Consider the following 19,690-nt stretch of genomic DNA (forward strand, 5'->3'; position numbering starts at 1 on the left):
ACCGGCATCGCCTCCAACCGATGCCGGTTCCCCATGACCTTTCAGCCCCCAGCGACACATGCCGCCGTCTCGACGGCCGGGGTGGAATTGCATTACGGCGCGACGCCGGTTCTCAAGGGCATCGATATCTCGCTTTCGAAGGGCAAGACGCTTGCTCTGCTCGGCCCCTCCGGCTGCGGAAAGACCACGCTTCTGCGCCTCGTCGCCGGATTGCTGGCGCCGACCAAGGGTTCGATCTCGATTGCCGGCCAGGTGGTTGCGGATGCTGCCGCGAATACATTCTCCCCGCCCGAAAAGCGCAATCTCGGCATGGTCTTTCAGGATTACGCGCTCTGGCCGCATCTGACGGTCGGCGGCAATGTTTCCTTTCCGCTCGAGATGCGTGGCCTCGGCAAGGCCGAATGCCAGTCTCGCACGATGCGGGCGCTGGAGCGTGTCGGTCTCGGTGCCTATGCGGACCGCCGTCCAAGCGATCTGTCCGGCGGCCAGCAGCAGCGCGTGGCGATCGCCCGCGCGATCGTCGCCGAGCCGCAGCTGATCCTTTTCGACGAGCCGCTTTCCAACCTCGACCGTGAACTGCGCGAAAACATGGTCGGCGAACTTGCCGAGCTGATCGCAACGCTCGGGCTGACCGCCATCTATGTCACCCACGATCATGCGGAAGCGCTGACGCTTGCCGACGACGTCGCGGTGATGCGCGGCGGGCTGATCGAACAGCTCGCATCCCCCGACCAGCTGATCGATAAGCCGGCGACGCCTGAAGTGGCGGACTTCCTGCGCCTCGGCGGCATCGCCGATCTCGACTATCGCGACGGGCTGTGGGTCTTCAAGGGCAGCGACGTGGCGCTGCTGCGGGATGCCGCCGTTGCCGGCACGAGCGCCCGCGTGCTCATCCCGGTCGGCGCGATCTCGATCGGCGATATCGGGCCGGGGCTGCTTGCGGCAACCGTGCTGCGCTCGCAGTTCCGCGGCGACGGGCACCTGGCGACGGTTTCGCTCGTCGGCCCCACCCATATGGAATTGCAGGTTCTGAGCCGCGTCAAGCTTCGGCCGGGCGATGGTGTCGGCCTTTCGATCGACACCGACCAGGTCCGCTGGTTTTCGCCCAAAATTCATTCGTCCAAAAGGGAGACTTTGGAACATGTTTAAGTCATTGAAGAGCATTACCTTCGGCGTCGTTGCCGCAGCACTTATGGCTGGCGTCGCCCATGCCGACGTCACCGTCTACACCGCCGGTCCGCAGAGCCTGATCGACAAGCTGTCGTCCGGTTTCACCAAGCAGACCGGCATCAAGGTCAACGTCTTCCAGGCAACGACCGGCAAGGTCATGGCTCGTATCGAAGCCGAGGCTGCAAACCCGGTCGTCGACGTTCTCGTTTCGGCTTCCTGGGATACCGCGACCGATTTCGCCAAGCGCGGCTGGCTCGTCAAGTATTCGAGCCCGAACGCCGCCAAGGTTCCGGACTTCCTGAAGACGGAAAGCGCTGTAGCCCAAGGTATTTCGGCTCTCGGCATTGCCTGGAACACCAAGAGCGGCACCCCGAAGCCGACCGAATGGGCCGACCTGACAAGCAAGGAATACAAGGACCTCGTCAACATTCCGGATCCGGCGCAGTCCGGCTCGTCGTTCGAACTGACCGCTGCCCTTGCCGGCCAGGACAGTTTCAAGCTCTTCAACGACCTGAAGGCCAATGGCGCGATCATCGCCGGCGCCAATGCCGACGCTCTGAACCCGGTCTTGCAGGGTGCCAAGGCGGCCGTCTTCGGCGCCGTCGATTACATCACGCTCGCTGCCAAGGCGAAGGGTGAATCGATCGACGTGATCTTCCCGGCTTCCGGCACGGTCATCGCACCGCGCCCGGCGATGATCCTCAACTGGTCCAAGAACCAGGACGACGCCAAGAAGTTCATCGACTACATGCTGTCAGACGAAGGCCAGAAGGCCGTTGCCGACGAAATGCTGATGCCGGCCCGCACCGATATCCCGGCTAACCGTCCGCTGATCAGCGACCTGAAGCTGCTGAAGTACGATACCGCCACCGTCTACGGCAAGCGCAAGGAAACGCTGGCCGAGATTACCAAGATCTACGGCGGCAAGTAAGGAACAGGCGCATGAAGGCGAACGGCATCGGCGGCGCGGCTCCGGCCGCCTGGCTCGCGATCGCGGGACTGGTCCTCGTCGTCGCCATTCCCTTCATCGCCGTGGTGCTGCAGGGCATCTTCCCCAATCTTGGACAGGGCTCGTTCGCGGGCCCTTTCTCCTCTCTTTTCTCGACGCTTGCCGATAGCGAGCTGATCGGCATGGCCGGCAATACGCTGCTGCTCGGCTTCTGCGTGGTGCTCGCCTCGGCCGTGGTCGCTGTGCCGCTCGGCGTGTTCCGAGCGCTCTACCGCATTCCCTTCGCCCCGTTCTGGGATGTGGTCCTGCTCGTTCCCTTCATGATCCCGCCCTATATCGCGACGCTCGGCTGGATCATGACGCTGCAGCCCCGCGGTTATCTGCAGCAGCTGGTCGGCTTCAATCTCGCACCCTTCCTGTTCTCGCTGTTCGGCATGACGCTGGTCATGGCCTTCAACACTTTCCCGATCGTTTATTTCGCGGTGTCGCGCACGGTGGAAGCCGTTGGCTCCCGTTACGCCGATGTCGGCCGCGTCTTCGGTGCGACGCCGGCGCGGGCTTTCTGGCGGATCACGCTGCCGTTGTCGGCTCCCGGCCTTGCCGCCAGCCTGATGCTGGTATTCGCAGCCGCCATCGAGGAATACGGCACACCGGCAGCACTCGGCCGTCGTGCCGGTTTCCAGGTGCTGGTGACCGGCATCGACCTTCGCATCACCGACTGGCCGATCGATCTTCCGGGTGCAGCGATCCTGTCGCTGCTGCTGGTCGCCATGTCCCTCGTCACATTCCTGCTGCAACGCTGGATCCTTTTGCGGCGCTCCTACCAGACGGTGGGCGGCAAGCCGAGCGCCAAGGACAAACGGCCGCTCGGCGCCCTGAAGGTGCCTGTGATGATCGCCTTCTCAGTGGTGGCGTTCCTGGCGACCGGGGTGCCGCTGCTGGCGATCCTGGCGACGGCGCTGTCGCGGACGATTTCCGGCGGGCTGGCGCTCGGCAATCTCAGCCTCAACAATTTCATCCTAGTGTTCAGCAACAGCGCCGGCGCGGTCGGGGCACTGGTGAACAGTTTCTCGCTCGGCATCGCCACGGCGCTGATCACCGGGCTGATCGGCGTGACCGCAGCCTACACGGTGGTCAAGACGCGGATGCGCGGCCGCACGGCGATCGACATCATGACCATATTGCCGAACGCGCTGCCCGGCATTGTCGTGGCGGTCGGGCTGATCCTTGCCTGGAACATGCCCTGGCTGCCGGCGACGCCCTACAACACCGCCTTTATCCTGCTGCTTGCCTATTGTTGCATCCTGCTGCCGCAGCCTGTACGCTATACCACGGCGGCCTTCCAGCAGATCGGTGACAATCTGGAGGCAGCGGCCCGCGTGTTCGGTGCCAGCAGCATCACGGCCTTCCGGCGCATCCTGCTGCCGCTGGTCTTTCCAAGCCTTGCATCGGCCATGCTGCTGGTCTTTGCGCTCGCTTCCCGCGAGCTGGTCGCCTCTGTCGTCGTCGCACCGGTCGGCATGCAGACGATCGCCACATTCATCTGGCGGCAGTTCGAACAGGGGTCGATCGGTCTCGGCATGGCCATGGCCTTCATCGCGATCGTGATTACCACCCTGCTGCCGCTCCTCCTGCTGACGCTGTTGAGGCGCAGCGGGCTGGTGGCGGAATAGCCGTCAACCATCATCGCGCTCACCCCTTTCGCAAATGCGAAAAACAGGGTATGAGGCCGCAAAACGAATTGGGTGCCGCCTCCCGTCGCCGCGCCAAAGCTCAGAGATTCAAAACATGAAAATGCGCAATATCGCGATTATCGCACACGTTGACCATGGGAAGACCACCCTCGTTGACGAACTTCTGAAGCAGTCCGGCTCGTTCCGCGACAACCAGCGCACCACCGAGCGCATGATGGACAGCAACGATCTCGAAAAGGAACGCGGCATTACCATCCTTGCCAAGGCGACCTCGATCGAGTGGAAGGGCGTTCGCGTCAACATTGTCGACACGCCCGGCCACGCCGACTTCGGCGGCGAAGTGGAGCGCATTCTCTCGATGGTGGACGGCGCGATCGTTCTCGTCGATAGCTCCGAAGGTCCGATGCCGCAGACCAAGTTCGTGGTCGGCAAGGCGCTGAAGGTCGGCCTTCGCCCGATCGTCGCGATCAACAAGATCGACCGTCCGGACGGCCGCCACGAAGAAGTCATCAACGAAGTCTTCGACCTCTTCGCCAATCTCGACGCCACCGACGAACAGCTCGATTTCCCGATCCTTTACGGTTCCGGTCGCGATGGCTGGATGAACGTCAATCCGGAAGGCCCGAAGGACCAGGGTCTCGCCCCGCTTCTCGATCTGGTGCTGAAGCACGTTCCCGAGCCGAGCGTCGGTGAAGAAGACGGCGCGTTCCGGATGATCGGCACGCTGCTCGAAGCCAACCCCTTCCTCGGCCGTATCATCACCGGCCGTATCCATTCCGGCTCGATCAAGCCGAACCAGGCTGTCAAGGTTCTGAGCCAGGACGGCAAGACGGTCGAAACCGGCCGTATCTCCAAGATTCTCGCCTTCCGCGGCATCGAGCGTACGCCGATCGACGAAGCGCATGCGGGCGATATCGTCGCGATCGCCGGCCTCTCCAAGGGCACGGTCGCCGACACGTTCTGCGATCCCTCGGTCACCGAGGCGCTGCACGCACAGCCGATCGACCCGCCGACCGTCACCATGTCCTTCCTCGTCAACGACTCACCCCTGGCCGGCACCGAAGGCGACAAGGTCACCTCGCGCGTCATCCGCGATCGCCTGTTCAAGGAAGCCGAAGGCAATGTCGCGCTGAAGATCGAGGAATCGGACGGCAAGGATTCGTTCTTCGTGTCCGGCCGTGGCGAATTGCAGCTCGCCGTGCTGATCGAAACCATGCGCCGCGAAGGCTTCGAGCTTGCCGTGTCGCGTCCGCGCGTCGTCATGCACAAGGCCGAGGACGGCACGCTGATGGAGCCGATCGAGGAAGTCGTCATCGACGTCGATGAAGAACATTCCGGCGTCGTCGTGCAGAAGATGTCCGAGCGCAAGGCGGAAATGGCCGAGCTGCGTCCGTCCGGCGGCAGCCGCGTCCGCCTGGTATTCTTTGCGCCGACCCGCGGCCTGATCGGCTACCAGTCGGAACTTCTGACCGATACCCGCGGCACGGCGATCATGAACCGCCTGTTCCACGACTATCAGCCCTACAAGGGTGAAATCGGCGGCCGCACCAACGGCGTGCTGTTGTCCAACCAGGCCGGCGAAGCCGTCGCCTATGCGATGTTCAACCTGGAAGACCGCGGCCCGATGATCATCGAGCCGGGCGAGAAGGTCTATGCCGGCATGATCATCGGCATTCACAGCAGAGACAACGACCTTGAGGTCAATGTCCTCAAGGGCAAGCAGCTGACCAACATCCGCTCTGCCGGCAAGGACGAAGCCGTTCGTCTGACCCCGCCGATCCGCATGACGCTCGACCGCGCTCTCTCCTGGATCCAGGACGACGAACTGATGGAAGTGACGCCGAAGAACATCCGTCTGCGCAAGACCTATCTCGATGCCAACGACCGCAAGCGCTTCGGCAAGGCGAAGATCGCCTGATTTCGGCTACATGCTCTGAGCCTTTCAAAACCCCGGCAGAAATGCTGGGGTTTTTTCTGTGCCTACGACCTGCCCGGCCTTGTCGCAAAGGTTAAAAACACGTTAACGTTGCCTCGTTGTCCACATGAGAAGTCTGTGGGCAATCCGCTCTACACACATTGGTGGAATGGCGGATTGCCGACATCAGGGCCTAGAGTAAACGTTATGAAGACGTTATCGATCGATGTCCGGCGGGCCGAACCGCAAGACGCCCGCGCCATTTCCGAGGCGCACCGCCAGGCATGGACCCAGGCCTATGCAGGCCTCATTCCCTACAAGCCGCTGACCCAGATGCTGGAGCGCCGGGGCGAGACCTGGTGGCGCAAGGCGACGCGCGGTCCGGCCACACTGCTGGTGCTCGACGTCGCCGACCAGGTCGCCGGTTATGCGACGATCGGCCTCAATCGCGCCCGTGCCCTGCCTTACGACGGCGAGGTCTACGAGATCTATCTGCGTCCGGAATTCCAGGGCATCGGCCTTGGCCGCCGCCTGTTCGGCGAAAGCCGCCGGCTCCTGAAGTCACTCGGCTGCGAAGGCCTGGTCGTCTGGTGCCTTGAGGACAGCGAGCATGCGGCGCGTTTCTTCCGCCGGCACGGCGGCGTGGATCTCGCCGAAGGCATGGAAGATTTCGGCGGCACGCAGCTTCGCAAGATCGGTTTTGTCTGGCCTTGAACGGTCAGGCTTGAAGACCTTGAATTTAAACGCTTTCTAATGTTTCGGCGCGCAGCGCGGTTCAATATTGGCGTCAAAGCCTTGTTGCCTTGCAGCATGATTCCCGCTATCGACGCTTAACTTTGTCGAACCTCATCGGGGACTAGAATGCGTATCGATGCAATTTCCGTTGGCAAGAATCCGCCTGAAGACGTCAACGTCATCGTTGAAGTGCCGGTCGGCGGCCAGCCGATCAAGTACGAAATGGACAAGGAAGCCGGCGCTCTTGTCGTCGATCGCTTCCTCTACACGCCGATGACCTATCCGGGCAATTACGGCTTCGTACCGCATACGCTCTCTGAAGACGGCGACCCGATCGACGTCCTTATCTGCAACACACGTCCGCTGGTTCCCGGCTGCGTCATCAACGTGCGCCCGATCGGCGTGATGATCATGGAAGATGATGGCGGCAAGGACGAGAAGATCATCGCCGTGCCGGTTCCGAAGCTGACCCAGCGCTACGACAAGATCAAGAACTACACGGATATGCCCGAGATCACGCTGAAGCAGATCGAGCATTTCTTCGAGCACTACAAGGATCTGGAGCCCGGCAAGTGGGTGAAGATAGGCGGGTGGCAGAATGTCGACGTGGCCAAGACGCTGATCATCGAAGCCATCGAGCGTTACAAGGCAAGCAAGTAAGCCGTCAGGCTTTCAGGAATTTTTTGAATTTCTCTTCCAAGTCCTCCGGGTCGCCATCGATCCGGAGGATTTTTTTGCGCGCGGTTTCGCCCGACAGGATCGAAATGGAGGATTTGGGGAGACGGAACGTATCGGCCAGCAGCAGGATCAGCGCCTTGTTGGCCTTGCCGTCCTCCGGCACGGCGGTGACGCGTGCCTTCAGGAAGATGTCGCCATCGGCGGCGGTCTCCAGGCCCTCGACAGCATTGCGGCCCGAATTCGGCGTGAGCCGGATTGCGAGCCGCAGATGATCGGAATGCCTGCTAAAAGGACCGCTCACGCAAACAGCGGATAGATCGACGTCCACATCAGCGAGCGGATGAAGAAGATGATGAGGAGCAGGACGACTGGCGAAATGTCGATGCCGCCGAGATCCGGCATGATGCGGCGGATAGGGCGCAGCACCGGTTCGGTGACGTTGAAGAGGAAACGACCGACCGCATCGACGAACTGGTTTCGCGAATTGATGACGTTGAAGGCAAAGAGCCAGGAAAAGATGGCGCTGGCAATCAGCACCCAGGTATAGAGGTTCAAGGCCAAATCGATGGTCTGAAACAGGGCGAGCATTAACGTCTCCATTTCTTTGTTGACAGACATGTAGACATTGGCGAACTAACGGGCAAGTGCCGCGCCCGTGCCTCATCCGATTCATGTTTAACGGGCGACAGGCACGCTGCCGGCTTCCGGCTCCGCTGAAAGTGCTGCCTTATGTCCATTCCCGCCTCGGGCGATCGTTTCGCCGCCTTCCGGCACTCATCCTATACTCGCTTCTTCTTTTCCCGGCTTTTCTCGGCTTTCGCGATCCAGATCATCAGCGTCGCAGTCGGCTGGCAGATGTACGACGAGACCAGCAATCCGCTCTATCTCGGTCTGATCGGGCTTTTCCAGTTCCTGCCGTCGCTGCTCCTGATCCTTGTCACTGGCTCCGTCGCCGACCGCTATAACCGGCGCGCGATCGTAGCGGCCTGCATGGTGGTCGGAGCGCTGTGCGCCGGTGCCCTGCTGGCACTCACCGTCACGCATTCGTTTTCGCCCTGGCCGGTGTTCGGCATCCTGATCGTGTTCGGGATCGAGCGCGCCTTCATGGGGCCGGCGGTGCAGTCGCTCGGGCCGAACCTGGTGCCGGAACAGGACCTGCCGAATGCGGTCGCCTGGAACTCCTCGTCATGGCAGACGGCGGCGATCCTCGGTCCGGTTGCCGGCGGTCTGCTGTACGGCGTCAGTGCGATCGCTGCCTATTCGGTCGCCTTCGCCTTTCTCATCCTCGCCGCCATTCTGGTATTCATGATCCCGAAGCCTACGCAGCGCAATGCTGTGGAGAAGGTGAGCTGGGGCCAGATTCTCGCCGGCTTCCACTTCATCTCGCAGGAAAAGATCGTCCTCGGGGCGATCTCGCTCGATCTCTTCGCGGTGCTTCTCGGCGGCGCGGTGGCGCTGATGCCGATCTTTGCGCGCGATATTCTGGAGCTCGGGCCCTGGGGGCTCGGCATGCTGCGGGCAGCACCGGGCGTCGGCGCGATCATCGTCGCGATCTATCTTGCCTTCTACCCGATCCGCCACCATGCCGGCATCGCGATGTTCATCGGCGTCGGACTGTTCGGGGTGGGCACGCTGGTCTTCGGTCTCTCAGCGACGCCCTGGCTGTCGATTTCGGCGCTGATGCTGATGGGAGCGTCGGACATGATCTCCGTCTATGTGCGCGAGACGCTGATCGCGCTCTGGACGCCGGACGAAGTGCGTGGCCGGGTCAATGCGGTCAACATGGTGTTCGTCGGCGCGTCCAACGAACTCGGGGAATTCCGGGCAGGTACGATGGCCTCGATCTTCGGGGCGATGCCGGCCGTGGTCATCGGCGGTGTCGGCACGCTGGCGGTCGCGATCATTTGGTCCATGGGTTTCCCGAAGCTGCGCCGGATCGACAGCCTCGAGGCACCGGAGCGGGAAGAGAAATCGGCTCAGCCGGCCTGAAGCGCCGGTTGACGGCGCAGCATGGCGAATATCTCAAGCGTCGTGGCTGGTGGAAGCATCGGCATCGGGGACCGTCAGTCTTCTCCCCGGTCTCCCAAGGTTGCACGGGCGGCGGCCTGCTGGCGCTCCAGAACCCTGTCGCGCGCCGAAACGCCCAGAAGATCGGCGATCCTCCAGATCACGTGATCTTCGATTTCGCTGCGCTGGCCGTCGGCATAAACGATATCCCAGAGGATGCCGAGCAGCTCGACACGGTCTTCTTCATTGACGAGATGTTTTCTAAGATCGGACGTGAAGCGGTAATAATCGACCGCCTCGCTCCCGGCCTGGTGGCCGACCTCGATCAGCACCTTGAGGCGGTCCTCGCTCAAGTCGTACCGTTCGCGCAGCAGATCGCGAAACTTCTGCTGTTCCTGATCGGAAATATTGCCGTCCGCCTCCATGACCTGGAAACATAGCGCCACGAACGCCACCCGCGGATCATCGGGCGCGAATTCCTGTGTATGGTGAGACCCTGTCAGAGTGTGGAGGAAAGCCTGAATGCGATCTAACATCTATCTCCAGGCCCTCGCCATTCTAGAACAACCGGAGCCTCGTTGCAGGCTGCCCGGCATCGGGATCTTTCACACCCGGATCATCCGGCGGGCGGCCGAAAAAGGGAACGGGCTCCTCCCTATTTTCAGGGGTTTTTCCGTCCTTTGACGTCACATTCGCAGGCGCTGGTGTTTTTGCTGCAACAGCTAACTCCTTCGGAGCCGGCTTTGCCTCCTGCGGAACGGGCTTGACCGGAACCACGATCGGCCGCGGCGCTTCCTCGGCGCGAGACTCGGCCTTCGGGGTGAAAGCCGGCACCTCGGTGACGGGCGGCAGGCTGGCGATCGCCGTGTCGGCTGCGAGCGAACCTTCCTCGACCGGGCCTTCGAGCTGGTCGAACGGCGCCTTCCATTCGAAGGCGTCGAGCCTGCCGGTGACCGGGGAAATTGGCAGCCATTTTTCCGAGACGTGTCCGTCGGCCACCCAGGCCGGATCGCGGGGTGCTCGCAGCGCCTGCGCCATCCAGTGCCGGACGCGGCCCTGATCGCCGGTCTCGGCCTCCTCGATATCGGCGAGCAGCAGGTAGACGGCCTCGCGGGGCTCCATCCGGGCGGCGGCCTCCGTCTTGGCGCGGGCCTTCCTGAACTCCTGCGCATCGAGCGCCGCCTGGGCGACGGCCAGCAGCGATTCGACATTGTTGGGTCGCATCGCTTCGAGCTTTTCGGCGCGTTTCAGCCGGTCGACGGTGCTGTCGCCACTGCGGGCACGGACATAGGCGCGGGCGATTTCCGGATGGGGCCCGAGCTTCCAGACTCCTTCGAGGACCGATGCGGCCTTGCGGACATTGTCCTCACGCAGCCAGGCCTTGGCGGCGATGACGGCGGCGGGCACCAGATCCTTGGCGAGCTTCAAAGCCGCCATGGCGTCGTCGCGGGCGCCCTTCGGATCGCCTTCCAGCCGGTCGTTTGCCTTGGCCGTCAGGAGCACGGCCTTCCAGCGTTCGGCCTTCGGCTTTTCAAGAATATTGGCCATGCGCTGCTGGTCGAGCAGGCGGATCGCATCGTCCCAGCGACCGGACTGGCTGCGGGATTCGAGCGTTGCCTGGGCGGCCCAGGGCAGGTAGGGCGCGTGTTCGACGGCCTTTTCCGCATATTGGCGGGCGGCCTCGTTGGCGCCGAGCCGGCGGGCTTCCATGTAGAGGCCGCGCAGGCCGAGTTCCCGGGTTTCCGGATCCTCGGCCATCTGCTCGAATTTCTTGCGCGCTTCGTCGTGCTTGCCTTCGATGAGGGCGGCCTGTGCTTCGAGGAGATGGATCAGCGGCTCCTGGTCGGCGCTGATCAGCCCGCGGGTGCGAAGACTCATCTTGCGGGCGAGCAGAGCATTGCCGGCGCCGGCGGCGATCAGGCCGGTCGACAGCGCCTGATAGCCGCGATCCCGCTTGCGGGCGCGAAAATAACGGCGGACGGAATAGGGCGAGGTCCAGATCACCCCGACGATCCACCAGAGGATCATGGCAAAGCCGACCAGCGCGACCACGGCGGTGGCGGCCACCATCAGGCTGGTTTCGATCAGGTGGTCCTGCCAGGTGATGGAAATCAGGCCGGGGCGATCCGCGAGCCAGGAGAAACCCCAGCCGAGAGCCAGCACCACAACGAGAAAAATGAAAAGTCTGACCATCCGGTTCTTCCGTCCTCAGCCTTGGGTGCCGGCGACGGCACGCGTCAGCGTTCCGCCCACGAGATTTTCCACCTGAATGCGGGCATCGAGCTTCTGCTTGAAATCGCGCGAAACGGCTTTTGCCGGTTCCGGCAGCGCGTCCCATTCGCGAGCGGAGGCCTGGAGATTGCCGTTGCGCAGCGCCTCTTCCATGCGGGCGACGATCGCATCCGGCGTCGCGCCCTGGACGTCGCCGACGCGGCGGACCTTGACCACCGACATGGCGGAGGCAAGCAGCCGGCCGGCAATGCCCTGGTTGGGATCGGGCTGGGCGGTCGCTTCCAGCATGGCATCGGCAATGCGGGGGAAGTCACGCTGCAGCTCGGCGCGGGCGGGCACGCCGGCGGACGCGAACTTTTGCAGGTCGGCGACGGCGGGATCGTCGCCGGCGACGCTCACGAAGGTCTGCAGTTCGGTTTCGAACGGACCGCCGCGATCGATGCCGGCCTTGAGGGCGGCGGCTGCGACGGCGCGGGCGACCTGCTGTTCCGGGCCGCGATCGTTCAGCTTGGCCTCGGCCTGGTCGAGGCGCTGGGCGAGACCGGAACCGGCGCTCGCCGCCGACTGGACGGTGGCGCGAAGCCGGTCGAGATCGGCCTTCAGCGCGGCAAGCGCCTGATCGCTGGCGCCGCTTGATGCCTTGGGCGCGGTTTCAAGGGCTGCGACGCGATTGGCGAGCGCTGTATCCGGCGCTGCTGCGGTGGTGGGACGGTTTTTGAGGGCCGCAATTTCCTGGCGCAAAGCGGTGATCTCGGAGGAGAGGCCGGCCGTGTTGGAGGCGGCCGGAGCTGGCGTGGCACCGGGCAGGTAACCGGCATATTGCATGCTGCCGGCCAGCAGCAGCGCGACGATGCCGCCGAAAATGCCGGCTGCGATCAGCGTCGACGTGGCAGGGCTCGGGCGTTGGGGCGCGGCGGGCGTCGGCTCCGGTTCGGGCGCCACGGTCGCGGGCTGCGGTTCGCTCCGGGCGGCGGCAGACCAGGGGTCGTCATAACGCGGCTCGTCCGCGGCCGAGGGGCTGGACGCCAGTTCTTCCGTGGACTCGGGCTTGGCCGGCTCTTCGACTGTTGCAGAAACGTCCTCGGTGGGCTCGGTCGTGCTCACCGCTTCGTCGGTGTCGTTGCTGCGGACAGGTTCGGCGACGACATCGGACTGCTCGGCGGTTAGGTCGATCGTGACCGGCTCCTTGTCCGTCTTGGATCGGCGGGGTGGTTGTTCCGGTGCCATCTCGACCTCTTTTTGCATGCGCTCACAGGAAACTAGTGGGTGGGTCTTAGGAAAGAAAGGGGCGGTGGGGATTTTGGCGCCACACCTCGACTAAAGGAGTGCCAATACCCCATCCTCGTCAGGGTGGCTGGCGATCTTGATATTTCTATGGAATTCCCGGGGAATGATTTCGGCGACATTGTCGCTGAGGCAGAGGAACTGCAGGGACACGAGTTCCTGAAGGTGCGGCGCAGCGAAATCGCAGAAAAGCCGGGCATTTTCCCGCGAGTAGAGAAGCACGGCATCCGCCGGCTGATCGAGGAGAGTGCCGCGGATAAGAGCTTCATCGTAGGCTATGGGTTCCATTTCGTAGATTTCGGCGGTGACGAACGGCACCGCCGCCGCGTGCAGGCCATCTTCGAATTTTGTCGAGCGCGGCCTCCCGGCAAGATAGAGCAGCGGAGTGTCGAACGAAGGTGCATCGCTTGCGATGAGTTCAGCAAGTTCGGCGCCTGTGCCGGGGCCACGGCGAATGTCCCGGAAGCCGGCATCTTCGGCCGCCTTTGCCGTTGTTTCTCCGACAGCATAGAGGGTTTGGCCGAGAAACAGGGTCAGGTGGTCGCCCAACGCGGACAGCACGCGCAGGGCTTCGGCGCTGGTGACGGCCAGCGCCGAATGGGGGCTGGCGAGCGAGGCCTCGGCAATTTTCGGATGATGGATCGCCCTGGTCAGCGGCAGCAGGACCGGCTGATGGCCGAGGTTCTGCAGCCGTTCGGCGGTCCGGCGGGCCGAGTTTTCGGGGCGGGTGACGACGACCCGCATCGCGTTACGACCAGCCTTCGAAGAAATCGGAACCGGCCGCCGCGCGAACGGCTTCGCCCGCCTGCCTGCCGAGCTTTTCGGCGTTTGCTCGTTTGCCCTCGGTCTCGATCGAATGTTCCTTGCGGCCATCGGGCGTCAGGATCAGCCCTGAGAATTTCAGATGGTCGCCCTCGCAGATCGCGTAACCGCCGATCGGGGTGCGGCAGGAACCGTCGAGTGCGGCCAGGAAGGCGCGTTCGCAGGAGACCGCGTCATAGGTTGGGCGGTCGTTGATCGGGTCGAGAAGCGCGTCGATGCGGGCGTCACTGACACGGCTTTCGACGCAGATCGCGCCCTGCGCCGGTGCCGGGGGGAAGTCCTGCGGGTCGAGCAATTCGGTGACGACATCCTGCTTGCCGAGGCGCTTCAGGCCGGCATAGGCGAGCAGGGTCGCATCCACCTGGCCTTCGCTGAGCTTGCGCAGCCGCGTTTCGACGAGGCCGCGGAAGGTGATGACCTCGATGTCCGGACGGATGCGGCGGATCAGCGCCTGGCGGCGCAGCGACGAGGAGCCGACGGTGGCGCCATCCGGAAGTGCGGCGAGCGTATGGGCCGTGCGGCCGATGAAGGCGTCGCGAAAATCCTCGCGGGGCAGGTAGGCGGCGAGACGCAGGCCCTCGGGCAGTTTGGTCGGCATGTCTTTCGAGGAATGAACGGCGAAATCGAGATCGCCGGAGATTAGCCCTTCCTCCAGTTCCTGGGTGAACAGGCCCTTGCCGCCGAGCTCGGTCAGCGCCCGGTCGGTGATGCGGTCGCCGGTGGTCGACAGCACGACAATCTCGAACATGTCCTCCGGCAGGCCATGCGCCGTCATCAGCCGTGCGCGCGTTTCGGAAGCCTGGGCGAGCGCCAGCGGGCTGCCGCGCGTGCCGATCCGGAAAGGTTTTGTTTGCATCCGCGTCATTCCATTGTTACCGGAAGCTTTCGTAAACCGGTTTATCCGGCATCGCAATTATCGATAGGCGTATGGCGACCTTTCTTCGCATCCTCGGCATTGAAACTAGCTGCGACGAGACGGCGGCTTCCGTCGTCGCGCGCCATGAGGACGGCCGCGGCGAAATCCTCTCCGATATCGTGCTGTCGCAGCTCGATGAACACAGTGCCTATGGTGGCGTCGTGCCGGAAATCGCGGCGCGTGCGCATGTCGAGGCGCTGGACGGGCTGATCGAGGAAGCGCTCACCCGCGCCAATGTGTCGCTCGACGAGATCGATGCGATTGCCGCGACATCCGGGCCTGGCCTGATCGGCGGCCTGATCGTCGGGCTGATGACCGCCAAGGCGATCGCGCGGGCGGCCGGCAAGCCGCTGATGGCGATCAACCACCTCGAAGGCCATGCCTTGACGGCACGGCTGACCGACGGGCTTTCCTTTCCCTACCTGATGCTGCTCGTGTCCGGCGGCCATACCCAGCTGGTTCTGGTGCGCGGCGTCGGGGAATACGAGCGCTGGGGTACGACGATCGACGATGCGCTTGGCGAGGCGTTCGACAAGACGGCAAAACTGCTCGGCCTGCCCTATCCCGGTGGGCCGGCTGTCGAGAAGGCGGCTTTGAAAGGCAATCCGGACCGGTTCTCGCTGCCGCGGCCGCTGGTCGGCGAAGCGCGGCTCGACTTTTCCTTCTCCGGCCTCAAGACGGCGGTGCGCCAGGCGGCGACCGAGATCGCGCCGCTCAGCGAGCAGGATGTCGCCGATATCTGCGCCTCGTTCCAGAAGGCGATTTCCCGGACGCTGCGCGACCGCATCGGCCGCGGGCTGGCCCGCTTCAAACAGGAGTTCGCGCATCTCGATGTCGACCGGGCGCTGGTCGTTGCCGGCGGGGTTGCCGCCAACCAGGAAATCCGCCGGACGCTGCAGGCGCTCTGCATCGAGAACGGCTTCCGCTTCATCGCACCGCCGCTGCGCCTCTGCACCGACAATGCGGCGATGATCGCCTGGGCGGGGCTCGAGCGGATGGCGGAGGAACTGCCGACCGACGGTCTCGACGTGGCGCCGCGCTCGCGCTGGCCGCTCGACAAGGACGCCAAGACCCTGCTTGGATCCGGCAAGCGAGGAGCCAAGGCATGAGCGGTGCGGAAAAAATCGTCGTCATCGGCGCCGGCGCCTTCGGGACCGCGCTTGCTGCCGTGATTTCGCTGGAAGGCCGACATCCGGTGACCCTGATCGGCCGCGATCCTTCGCTGATGAGCGATCTGCGCGACGACCGGGTGCATGATGCGGCCCTTCCCGGCGTGCCCCTGCCGGATGCGCTGGAGTTTTCCGCCGAGCCGGATGCGATCGGCGAGGCAAGCCTCGTGCTCTTCGCCATGCCCTCGCAGGCACAAGCGGATGCGGCCCGGCATTACGGTCCCTATCTTGCCGGCGGCGCGGTGGTCGTCACCTGCGCCAAGGGCATCGACAAGTCTTCCGGCCGGTTGCTGACCGAGCTGCTGGAGGCGGAATTGCCGCATCATCCGGTCGCGGTGCTTTCGGGGCCGGGTTTTGCGGCGGATATCGCCCGCGGCCTGCCGACGGCGATGGCGATTGCGGCGGGGGATGAGGCATTGGCGGAACGGCTCGCCAACGCGCTCTCCAGCCGTACCTTCCGCCTCTATGCTTCCACCGATCGGATCGGTGTTCAGCTCGGCGGCGCGCTGAAGAACGTGCTGGCTATCGCCTGCGGCATCATCGAAGGCGCCGGGCTCGGCGAATCGGCGCGCGCCGCACTGATCTCGCGCGGTCTTGCGGAAATGTCGCGGCTGGTCGAGGCGATGGGCGGCAAGGCGGATACGGTGCGCGGATTGTCGGGCCTCGGCGACCTGGTGCTGACCGGCACCAGCCATCAGTCGCGCAACCTGCGTTTCGGCATCGCGCTCGGCAGAGGCGAGGGCACTCAGGCCGGCGGACCGCTGGTCGAAGGGGCGTTTGCGGCATCCGTCGCGGCGCGTCTTGGCGAGAAATTTTCGGTCGAACTGCCGGTCACCAACGCGGTGGCCGATATCATCGACGGCAAGCTCGATATCATGACGGCCATGGAACAACTGATGACCCGGCCGATCACCACCGAATAAGATCATTTCCCCAATAGGATCATGCAAGGAGAGACTGATGCTGTTTGCGTTTCTGTGCACCGACAAGCCCGGCCATCTGAACGTCCGGATGGAAACCCGCCCGACCCATCTGGATTATCTGAACAAGCTCAATGCAGAGGGCGTGCTGAAGTTCGCAGGCCCGTTCCTCGATGACGACGGCAAGCCGAACGGCAGCCTCGTGGTCGTCGAAGCCGCCGACATGGCCGCCGCTCGCCTGGTCGCCGAAGCCGATCCCTATTACCTGGCCGGCCTCTTCGAGAAGGTCGAAGTGAAGGCCTGGAACTGGGTCTTCAACAAGCCGGAGTGAGGCGACAGATGGCATATTGGCTTTACAAATCCGAACCGTCGGCCTGGTCCTGGGAACAGCAGAAGGCGGCGGGCGAAAAGGGCACCGAATGGACCGGCGTGCGAAACTACCTGGCGCGCAATAACATGCGGGCCATGAAGATCGGCGACAAGGGCTTCTTCTACCACTCGAATGACGGGCTGGAGATCGTCGGCATCGTCGAGGTCTGCGCCCTGTCGCATCCCGATTCCAGCGCCAAGGGCGATCCAAAGTGGGATTGCGTCGACATCCGCGCGGTGACCGACATACCGACGCCGGTGACGCTGAAGGATATCAAGGCGAACCCGAAGTTCGAGAAGATGTCGCTGGTGACGTCGATGCGGCTTTCGGTGCAGCCGGTGACCGACGAGGAATATTTCGAGATCTGCAAGCTCGGTGGTCTCGACAACCCGCCGCGTTAACCTAAAGTGGCGGTTGTGCGGAGTATTGGCTGCATGCCAAGCGATTTTAGGGGGCTTCAATGGGGTCGTTCAGCATTTGGCATTGGTTGATAGTCATTATTTGGTTGGTTGTGTTTGGTTGGCCAATCGCGAAAATTCTGAGGCGAATGGGCTTTTCAGGCTGGTGGACCGTCATCGCATTTGTTCCGCTGGTCAATATCATTGGCTTGTGGGTCGTTTCTGTCGCCCGTTGGCCCGTCATAGACAGGCAATAAGCGGAAAAATTGAAGACTGATCCCCGGACATTCATCCTTCAAAACACGGATATCGCCGCGCCGCCGCATGTGCCGGAAATCCGGCTGCATCTGGCGAGCGAGGCGCATGACCTCTGGCTGAAGACGGAAGAGGATCTGGAGGAAATCGGCCTGCCGCCGCCGTTCTGGGCTTTTGCCTGGGCGGGCGGGCAGGGGCTTGCGCGCTATATCCTCGATCATCCGGGAACGGTCGCGGGCAAAGAGGTGCTGGATTTCGCCAGCGGCTCCGGTCTGGTGGCGATTGCCGCGCAGCTTTCCGGCGCCGCCGACGTGTTGGCGGCGGATATCGATCCTTGGGCTGCGAGCGCCATAGCGCTGAATGCCGCGGAGAACGGGGTGGTAATCCGCTCCACAGCCGACGATCAGATCGGCAAGGTGGTCGGGGCGGATGTCATCCTGGCTGGCGATGTCTTCTACGACCGGGATTTTGCGGCGGCCTTGATCCCGTGGTTCACGCGGCTTGCGGAGGAGGGGAAACTGGTCCTGATCGGCGATCCGGGCCGCAGCTATCTTCCGAAGGACCGGCTCGAATCGCTGGCGGTCTACCAAGTGCCGGTCACCCGGGCGCTGGAAGACAGCGAGGTGAAGAAAACGACCGTCTGGCGGTTTGTTTAGCTTGGAGCAGGTAATGCCGCGTTTCAATTCCCGCCGCGGATGACACAGACGCCGGCTCCGTAGGAGCAGGCATTTCCGAAGCCGCGCAGGCCCGTGCCGACATCGATGATCTTGGCCCTGGGGGCAAGCACCACGCGACCTTCTTCTCCCTGCCAGTAGCCTTCCGAAAAGTAGCGTGAAAAATGAATGCCGAAGTCGGGGATCGGGGGAGCCTGCAGCGGTCCGCTGAAAATGCCGAGCCTGCGGACGAACGATGCCGTGCCGGTGTAGAAAACCCGGAAGCTTTCCACGTTGGGTGCGCCATCGCCCTGTTCGACCCAGTGATTGCCGCCAAGGCGGTAGACGCTGCCGTCGGCACCGCTCCGGCCGTCGCGGGCATTGGCGGCGGATGCGAGCGACGCAAAAAGCGCCGCAGCGACCAGGACAGGCTTGATGCGATTCGCGATCATGGCGAAACTCCGGAGAACATGATTAACGAAACGTTACCATAAAACGGCTCGTCGCGTCCCGGCGGCAACGAATTCTTTCGAAATCCTGGTTAATGTGACCGCCGGGTTTGAACCGCACCAGCCACGAGAAAGACACAATCGATTAAATTGAAAATCGGTTTGAATTGTTCTTGTCGTCCGACATCCGTGCGATTAAACCACGCCAATGATGCAATGCACATTTCTTCGGCACCGTGCATTGCTGGGCGCCCGCCCTTGATACCGCATACGACGCCGCGAGGTTCTGATGGCGAATGTGACAAATAACCGGCCTCTGTCGCCGCATCTGCAAATCTACAAGTTCATTCCCACCATGGCGATGTCGATCGTCCACCGCATTACCGGTGGTGCACTCTACGTCGGCACGTTGCTGGTCGCCGCCTGGCTGATCGCGGCCGCATCCGGCGAGCAATATTTCAACCAGGTCAACTGGCTGTTCGGCTCGATCATCGGACAGATCGTGCTGTTCGGCTATACCTGGGCCCTTCTTCACCATCTGCTCGGCGGCCTGCGCCACATCATGTGGGACATCGGCTACGGTTTCGAGAAGGAATTCTCGACCATGCTGGCCAAGGCCAATCTCGTGGCTTCCATCGCGCTGACCGTTCTGGTCTGGGCGATCGTGCTCATCGTTCGCTGAGGAGATCGATCATGGATATGCGCACTCCTCTCGGAAAAGTCCGCGGTCTCGGCTCGGCCAAGAGCGGCACGGAGCATTTCTGGCGTGTCCGGACGACCGCGGTCGCACTCGTGCCGCTCCTCCTCTTCTATGTCGTCTTCCTGATCATCTATGCAGGCAAGCCTTATGCCGAGGTGGTGGGCGCGCTGGCCAATCCCTTCGTCGCCACGATCAACGGGCTGACGGTCGTCGCCAGCATCATCCACATGCGTCTCGGCATGGAAGAGATCATCCAGGACTACATCCATTCCGAAGCCACGAAGATCGTTCTTCTGATCCTCAACGCCTTCTTTTCCCTCGCGGTGGGCGGCCTCTGTCTTTTCGCCGTCCTGAAAATCGCATTTGCAGGATAA

General features: G+C 63.1%; 22 protein-coding genes. 14 read left to right on the forward strand and 8 right to left on the reverse strand.

Annotated features, from left to right (window positions below; genetic code table 11):
- The first annotated feature begins 33 nt into the window (after window positions 1–33).
- The 6 genes from AC1DLT_RS16020 (at window position 34) to ppa (ending at window position 7,123) form a co-directional block, all read left to right on the forward strand.
- Window positions 34–1,149 carry an ABC transporter ATP-binding protein gene (locus AC1DLT_RS16020; RefSeq protein ID WP_477484688.1) on the forward strand — a complete coding sequence of 372 codons (1,116 nt, stop codon included), beginning with the start codon at window positions 34–36 and terminating at the stop codon, window positions 1,147–1,149.
- Entirely contained in the window at window positions 1,142–2,101 is a 960-nt protein-coding gene (locus AC1DLT_RS16025; RefSeq protein ID WP_477484687.1) for an ABC transporter substrate-binding protein, read from the forward strand. The genes AC1DLT_RS16020 and AC1DLT_RS16025 overlap by 8 nt, the downstream gene beginning before the upstream one ends.
- Window positions 2,102–2,112: 11 nt before the next feature.
- Window positions 2,113–3,792, forward strand: coding sequence for an ABC transporter permease (locus AC1DLT_RS16030; RefSeq protein ID WP_477487382.1), 1,680 nt, complete (start codon window positions 2,113–2,115; stop codon window positions 3,790–3,792).
- Between the two features lie 115 nt (window positions 3,793–3,907).
- A complete protein-coding gene (gene typA, locus AC1DLT_RS16035; RefSeq protein ID WP_046600800.1) occupies window positions 3,908–5,731 on the forward strand; it encodes a translational GTPase TypA in 1,824 nt (607 codons plus the stop codon).
- A 204-nt stretch (window positions 5,732–5,935) separates the two neighbouring features.
- Window positions 5,936–6,442, forward strand: coding sequence for a GNAT family N-acetyltransferase (locus AC1DLT_RS16040; RefSeq protein WP_038590844.1), 507 nt, complete (start codon window positions 5,936–5,938; stop codon window positions 6,440–6,442).
- Window positions 6,443–6,589: 147 nt separating this feature from the next.
- A complete protein-coding gene (gene ppa, locus AC1DLT_RS16045; RefSeq protein ID WP_038546562.1) occupies window positions 6,590–7,123 on the forward strand; it encodes an inorganic diphosphatase in 534 nt (177 codons plus the stop codon).
- Window positions 7,124–7,127: 4 nt separating this feature from the next.
- Here ppa and AC1DLT_RS16050 read toward each other — a convergent pair whose 3' ends face one another.
- Complete coding sequence (locus AC1DLT_RS16050; protein ID WP_247138165.1) at window positions 7,128–7,442, reverse strand: DUF167 domain-containing protein; 315 nt, start codon at window positions 7,440–7,442, stop codon at window positions 7,128–7,130.
- A complete protein-coding gene (locus AC1DLT_RS16055; protein ID WP_038546555.1) occupies window positions 7,439–7,729 on the reverse strand; it encodes a YggT family protein in 291 nt (96 codons plus the stop codon). The genes AC1DLT_RS16050 and AC1DLT_RS16055 overlap by 4 nt, the downstream gene beginning before the upstream one ends.
- A 141-nt stretch (window positions 7,730–7,870) precedes the next feature.
- On the opposite strand from AC1DLT_RS16055, the gene AC1DLT_RS16060 reads away from it, so the two are divergent.
- On the forward strand, window positions 7,871–9,130 hold the full coding sequence (locus tag AC1DLT_RS16060; RefSeq protein ID WP_247138166.1) for an MFS transporter: 1,260 nt from the start codon (window positions 7,871–7,873) through the stop codon (window positions 9,128–9,130).
- Between the two features lie 74 nt (window positions 9,131–9,204).
- Here the strand turns inward: AC1DLT_RS16060 and AC1DLT_RS16065 are convergent, their stop codons facing one another.
- The 5 genes from AC1DLT_RS16065 to hemC form a co-directional block, all read right to left on the reverse strand.
- Window positions 9,205–9,684, reverse strand: a complete 480-nt coding sequence (locus tag AC1DLT_RS16065) for a tellurite resistance TerB family protein (protein WP_247138167.1) — start codon at window positions 9,682–9,684, stop codon at window positions 9,205–9,207.
- Between the two features lie 22 nt (window positions 9,685–9,706).
- Window positions 9,707–11,341 (reverse strand): heme biosynthesis HemY N-terminal domain-containing protein, encoded by a 1,635-nt coding sequence (locus tag AC1DLT_RS16070; protein WP_477487383.1) that lies wholly within the window; start codon window positions 11,339–11,341, stop codon window positions 9,707–9,709.
- A 15-nt stretch (window positions 11,342–11,356) separates the two neighbouring features.
- Window positions 11,357–12,607, reverse strand: a complete 1,251-nt coding sequence (locus AC1DLT_RS16075; RefSeq protein WP_477487384.1) for a COG4223 family protein — start codon at window positions 12,605–12,607, stop codon at window positions 11,357–11,359.
- A gap of 90 nt (window positions 12,608–12,697) precedes the next feature.
- Complete coding sequence (locus tag AC1DLT_RS16080) at window positions 12,698–13,408, reverse strand: uroporphyrinogen-III synthase (protein ID WP_477487385.1); 711 nt, start codon at window positions 13,406–13,408, stop codon at window positions 12,698–12,700.
- Window positions 13,409–13,412: 4 nt separating this feature from the next.
- Window positions 13,413–14,342: a hydroxymethylbilane synthase gene (gene hemC, locus AC1DLT_RS16085; RefSeq protein WP_247139146.1), complete on the reverse strand. Its 930-nt coding sequence runs from the start codon at window positions 14,340–14,342 to the stop codon at window positions 13,413–13,415.
- Between the two features lie 71 nt (window positions 14,343–14,413).
- Between hemC and tsaD the strand changes: the two genes are divergently transcribed.
- The 5 genes from tsaD to AC1DLT_RS16110 all read left to right on the forward strand — a co-directional run bounded on the left by tsaD (window position 14,414) and on the right by AC1DLT_RS16110 (window position 18,170).
- Complete coding sequence (gene tsaD / locus AC1DLT_RS16090) at window positions 14,414–15,511, forward strand: tRNA (adenosine(37)-N6)-threonylcarbamoyltransferase complex transferase subunit TsaD (protein WP_477484679.1); 1,098 nt, start codon at window positions 14,414–14,416, stop codon at window positions 15,509–15,511.
- A complete protein-coding gene (locus AC1DLT_RS16095) occupies window positions 15,508–16,494 on the forward strand; it encodes an NAD(P)H-dependent glycerol-3-phosphate dehydrogenase (RefSeq protein ID WP_477487386.1) in 987 nt (328 codons plus the stop codon). Before tsaD ends, AC1DLT_RS16095 begins: the two co-directional genes overlap by 4 nt.
- A 37-nt stretch (window positions 16,495–16,531) precedes the next feature.
- Window positions 16,532–16,822: a YciI-like protein gene (locus AC1DLT_RS16100; RefSeq protein WP_247038809.1), complete on the forward strand. Its 291-nt coding sequence runs from the start codon at window positions 16,532–16,534 to the stop codon at window positions 16,820–16,822.
- 8 nt (window positions 16,823–16,830) lie between these two features.
- The gene (locus AC1DLT_RS16105) at window positions 16,831–17,262 is read left to right on the forward strand and encodes an EVE domain-containing protein (RefSeq protein ID WP_105427922.1); all 432 of its coding nucleotides are present in this window, start codon (window positions 16,831–16,833) and stop codon (window positions 17,260–17,262) included.
- Window positions 17,263–17,525: 263 nt separating this feature from the next.
- Complete coding sequence (locus AC1DLT_RS16110) at window positions 17,526–18,170, forward strand: class I SAM-dependent methyltransferase (protein WP_477487387.1); 645 nt, start codon at window positions 17,526–17,528, stop codon at window positions 18,168–18,170.
- Window positions 18,171–18,193: 23 nt separating this feature from the next.
- Here the strand turns inward: AC1DLT_RS16110 and AC1DLT_RS16115 are convergent, their stop codons facing one another.
- Window positions 18,194–18,619: a hypothetical protein gene (locus AC1DLT_RS16115; protein ID WP_477487388.1), complete on the reverse strand. Its 426-nt coding sequence runs from the start codon at window positions 18,617–18,619 to the stop codon at window positions 18,194–18,196.
- Between the two features lie 286 nt (window positions 18,620–18,905).
- On the opposite strand from AC1DLT_RS16115, the gene sdhC reads away from it, so the two are divergent.
- Together sdhC and sdhD are read left to right on the forward strand one after the other, a co-directional pair.
- The gene (gene sdhC / locus AC1DLT_RS16120) at window positions 18,906–19,298 is read left to right on the forward strand and encodes a succinate dehydrogenase, cytochrome b556 subunit (RefSeq protein ID WP_247138992.1); all 393 of its coding nucleotides are present in this window, start codon (window positions 18,906–18,908) and stop codon (window positions 19,296–19,298) included.
- A gap of 11 nt (window positions 19,299–19,309) precedes the next feature.
- Window positions 19,310–19,690 (forward strand): succinate dehydrogenase, hydrophobic membrane anchor protein, encoded by a 381-nt coding sequence (sdhD, locus tag AC1DLT_RS16125; RefSeq protein WP_038546523.1) that lies wholly within the window; start codon window positions 19,310–19,312, stop codon window positions 19,688–19,690.

The organism is Neorhizobium sp. 05N33 (assembly GCF_056397445.1).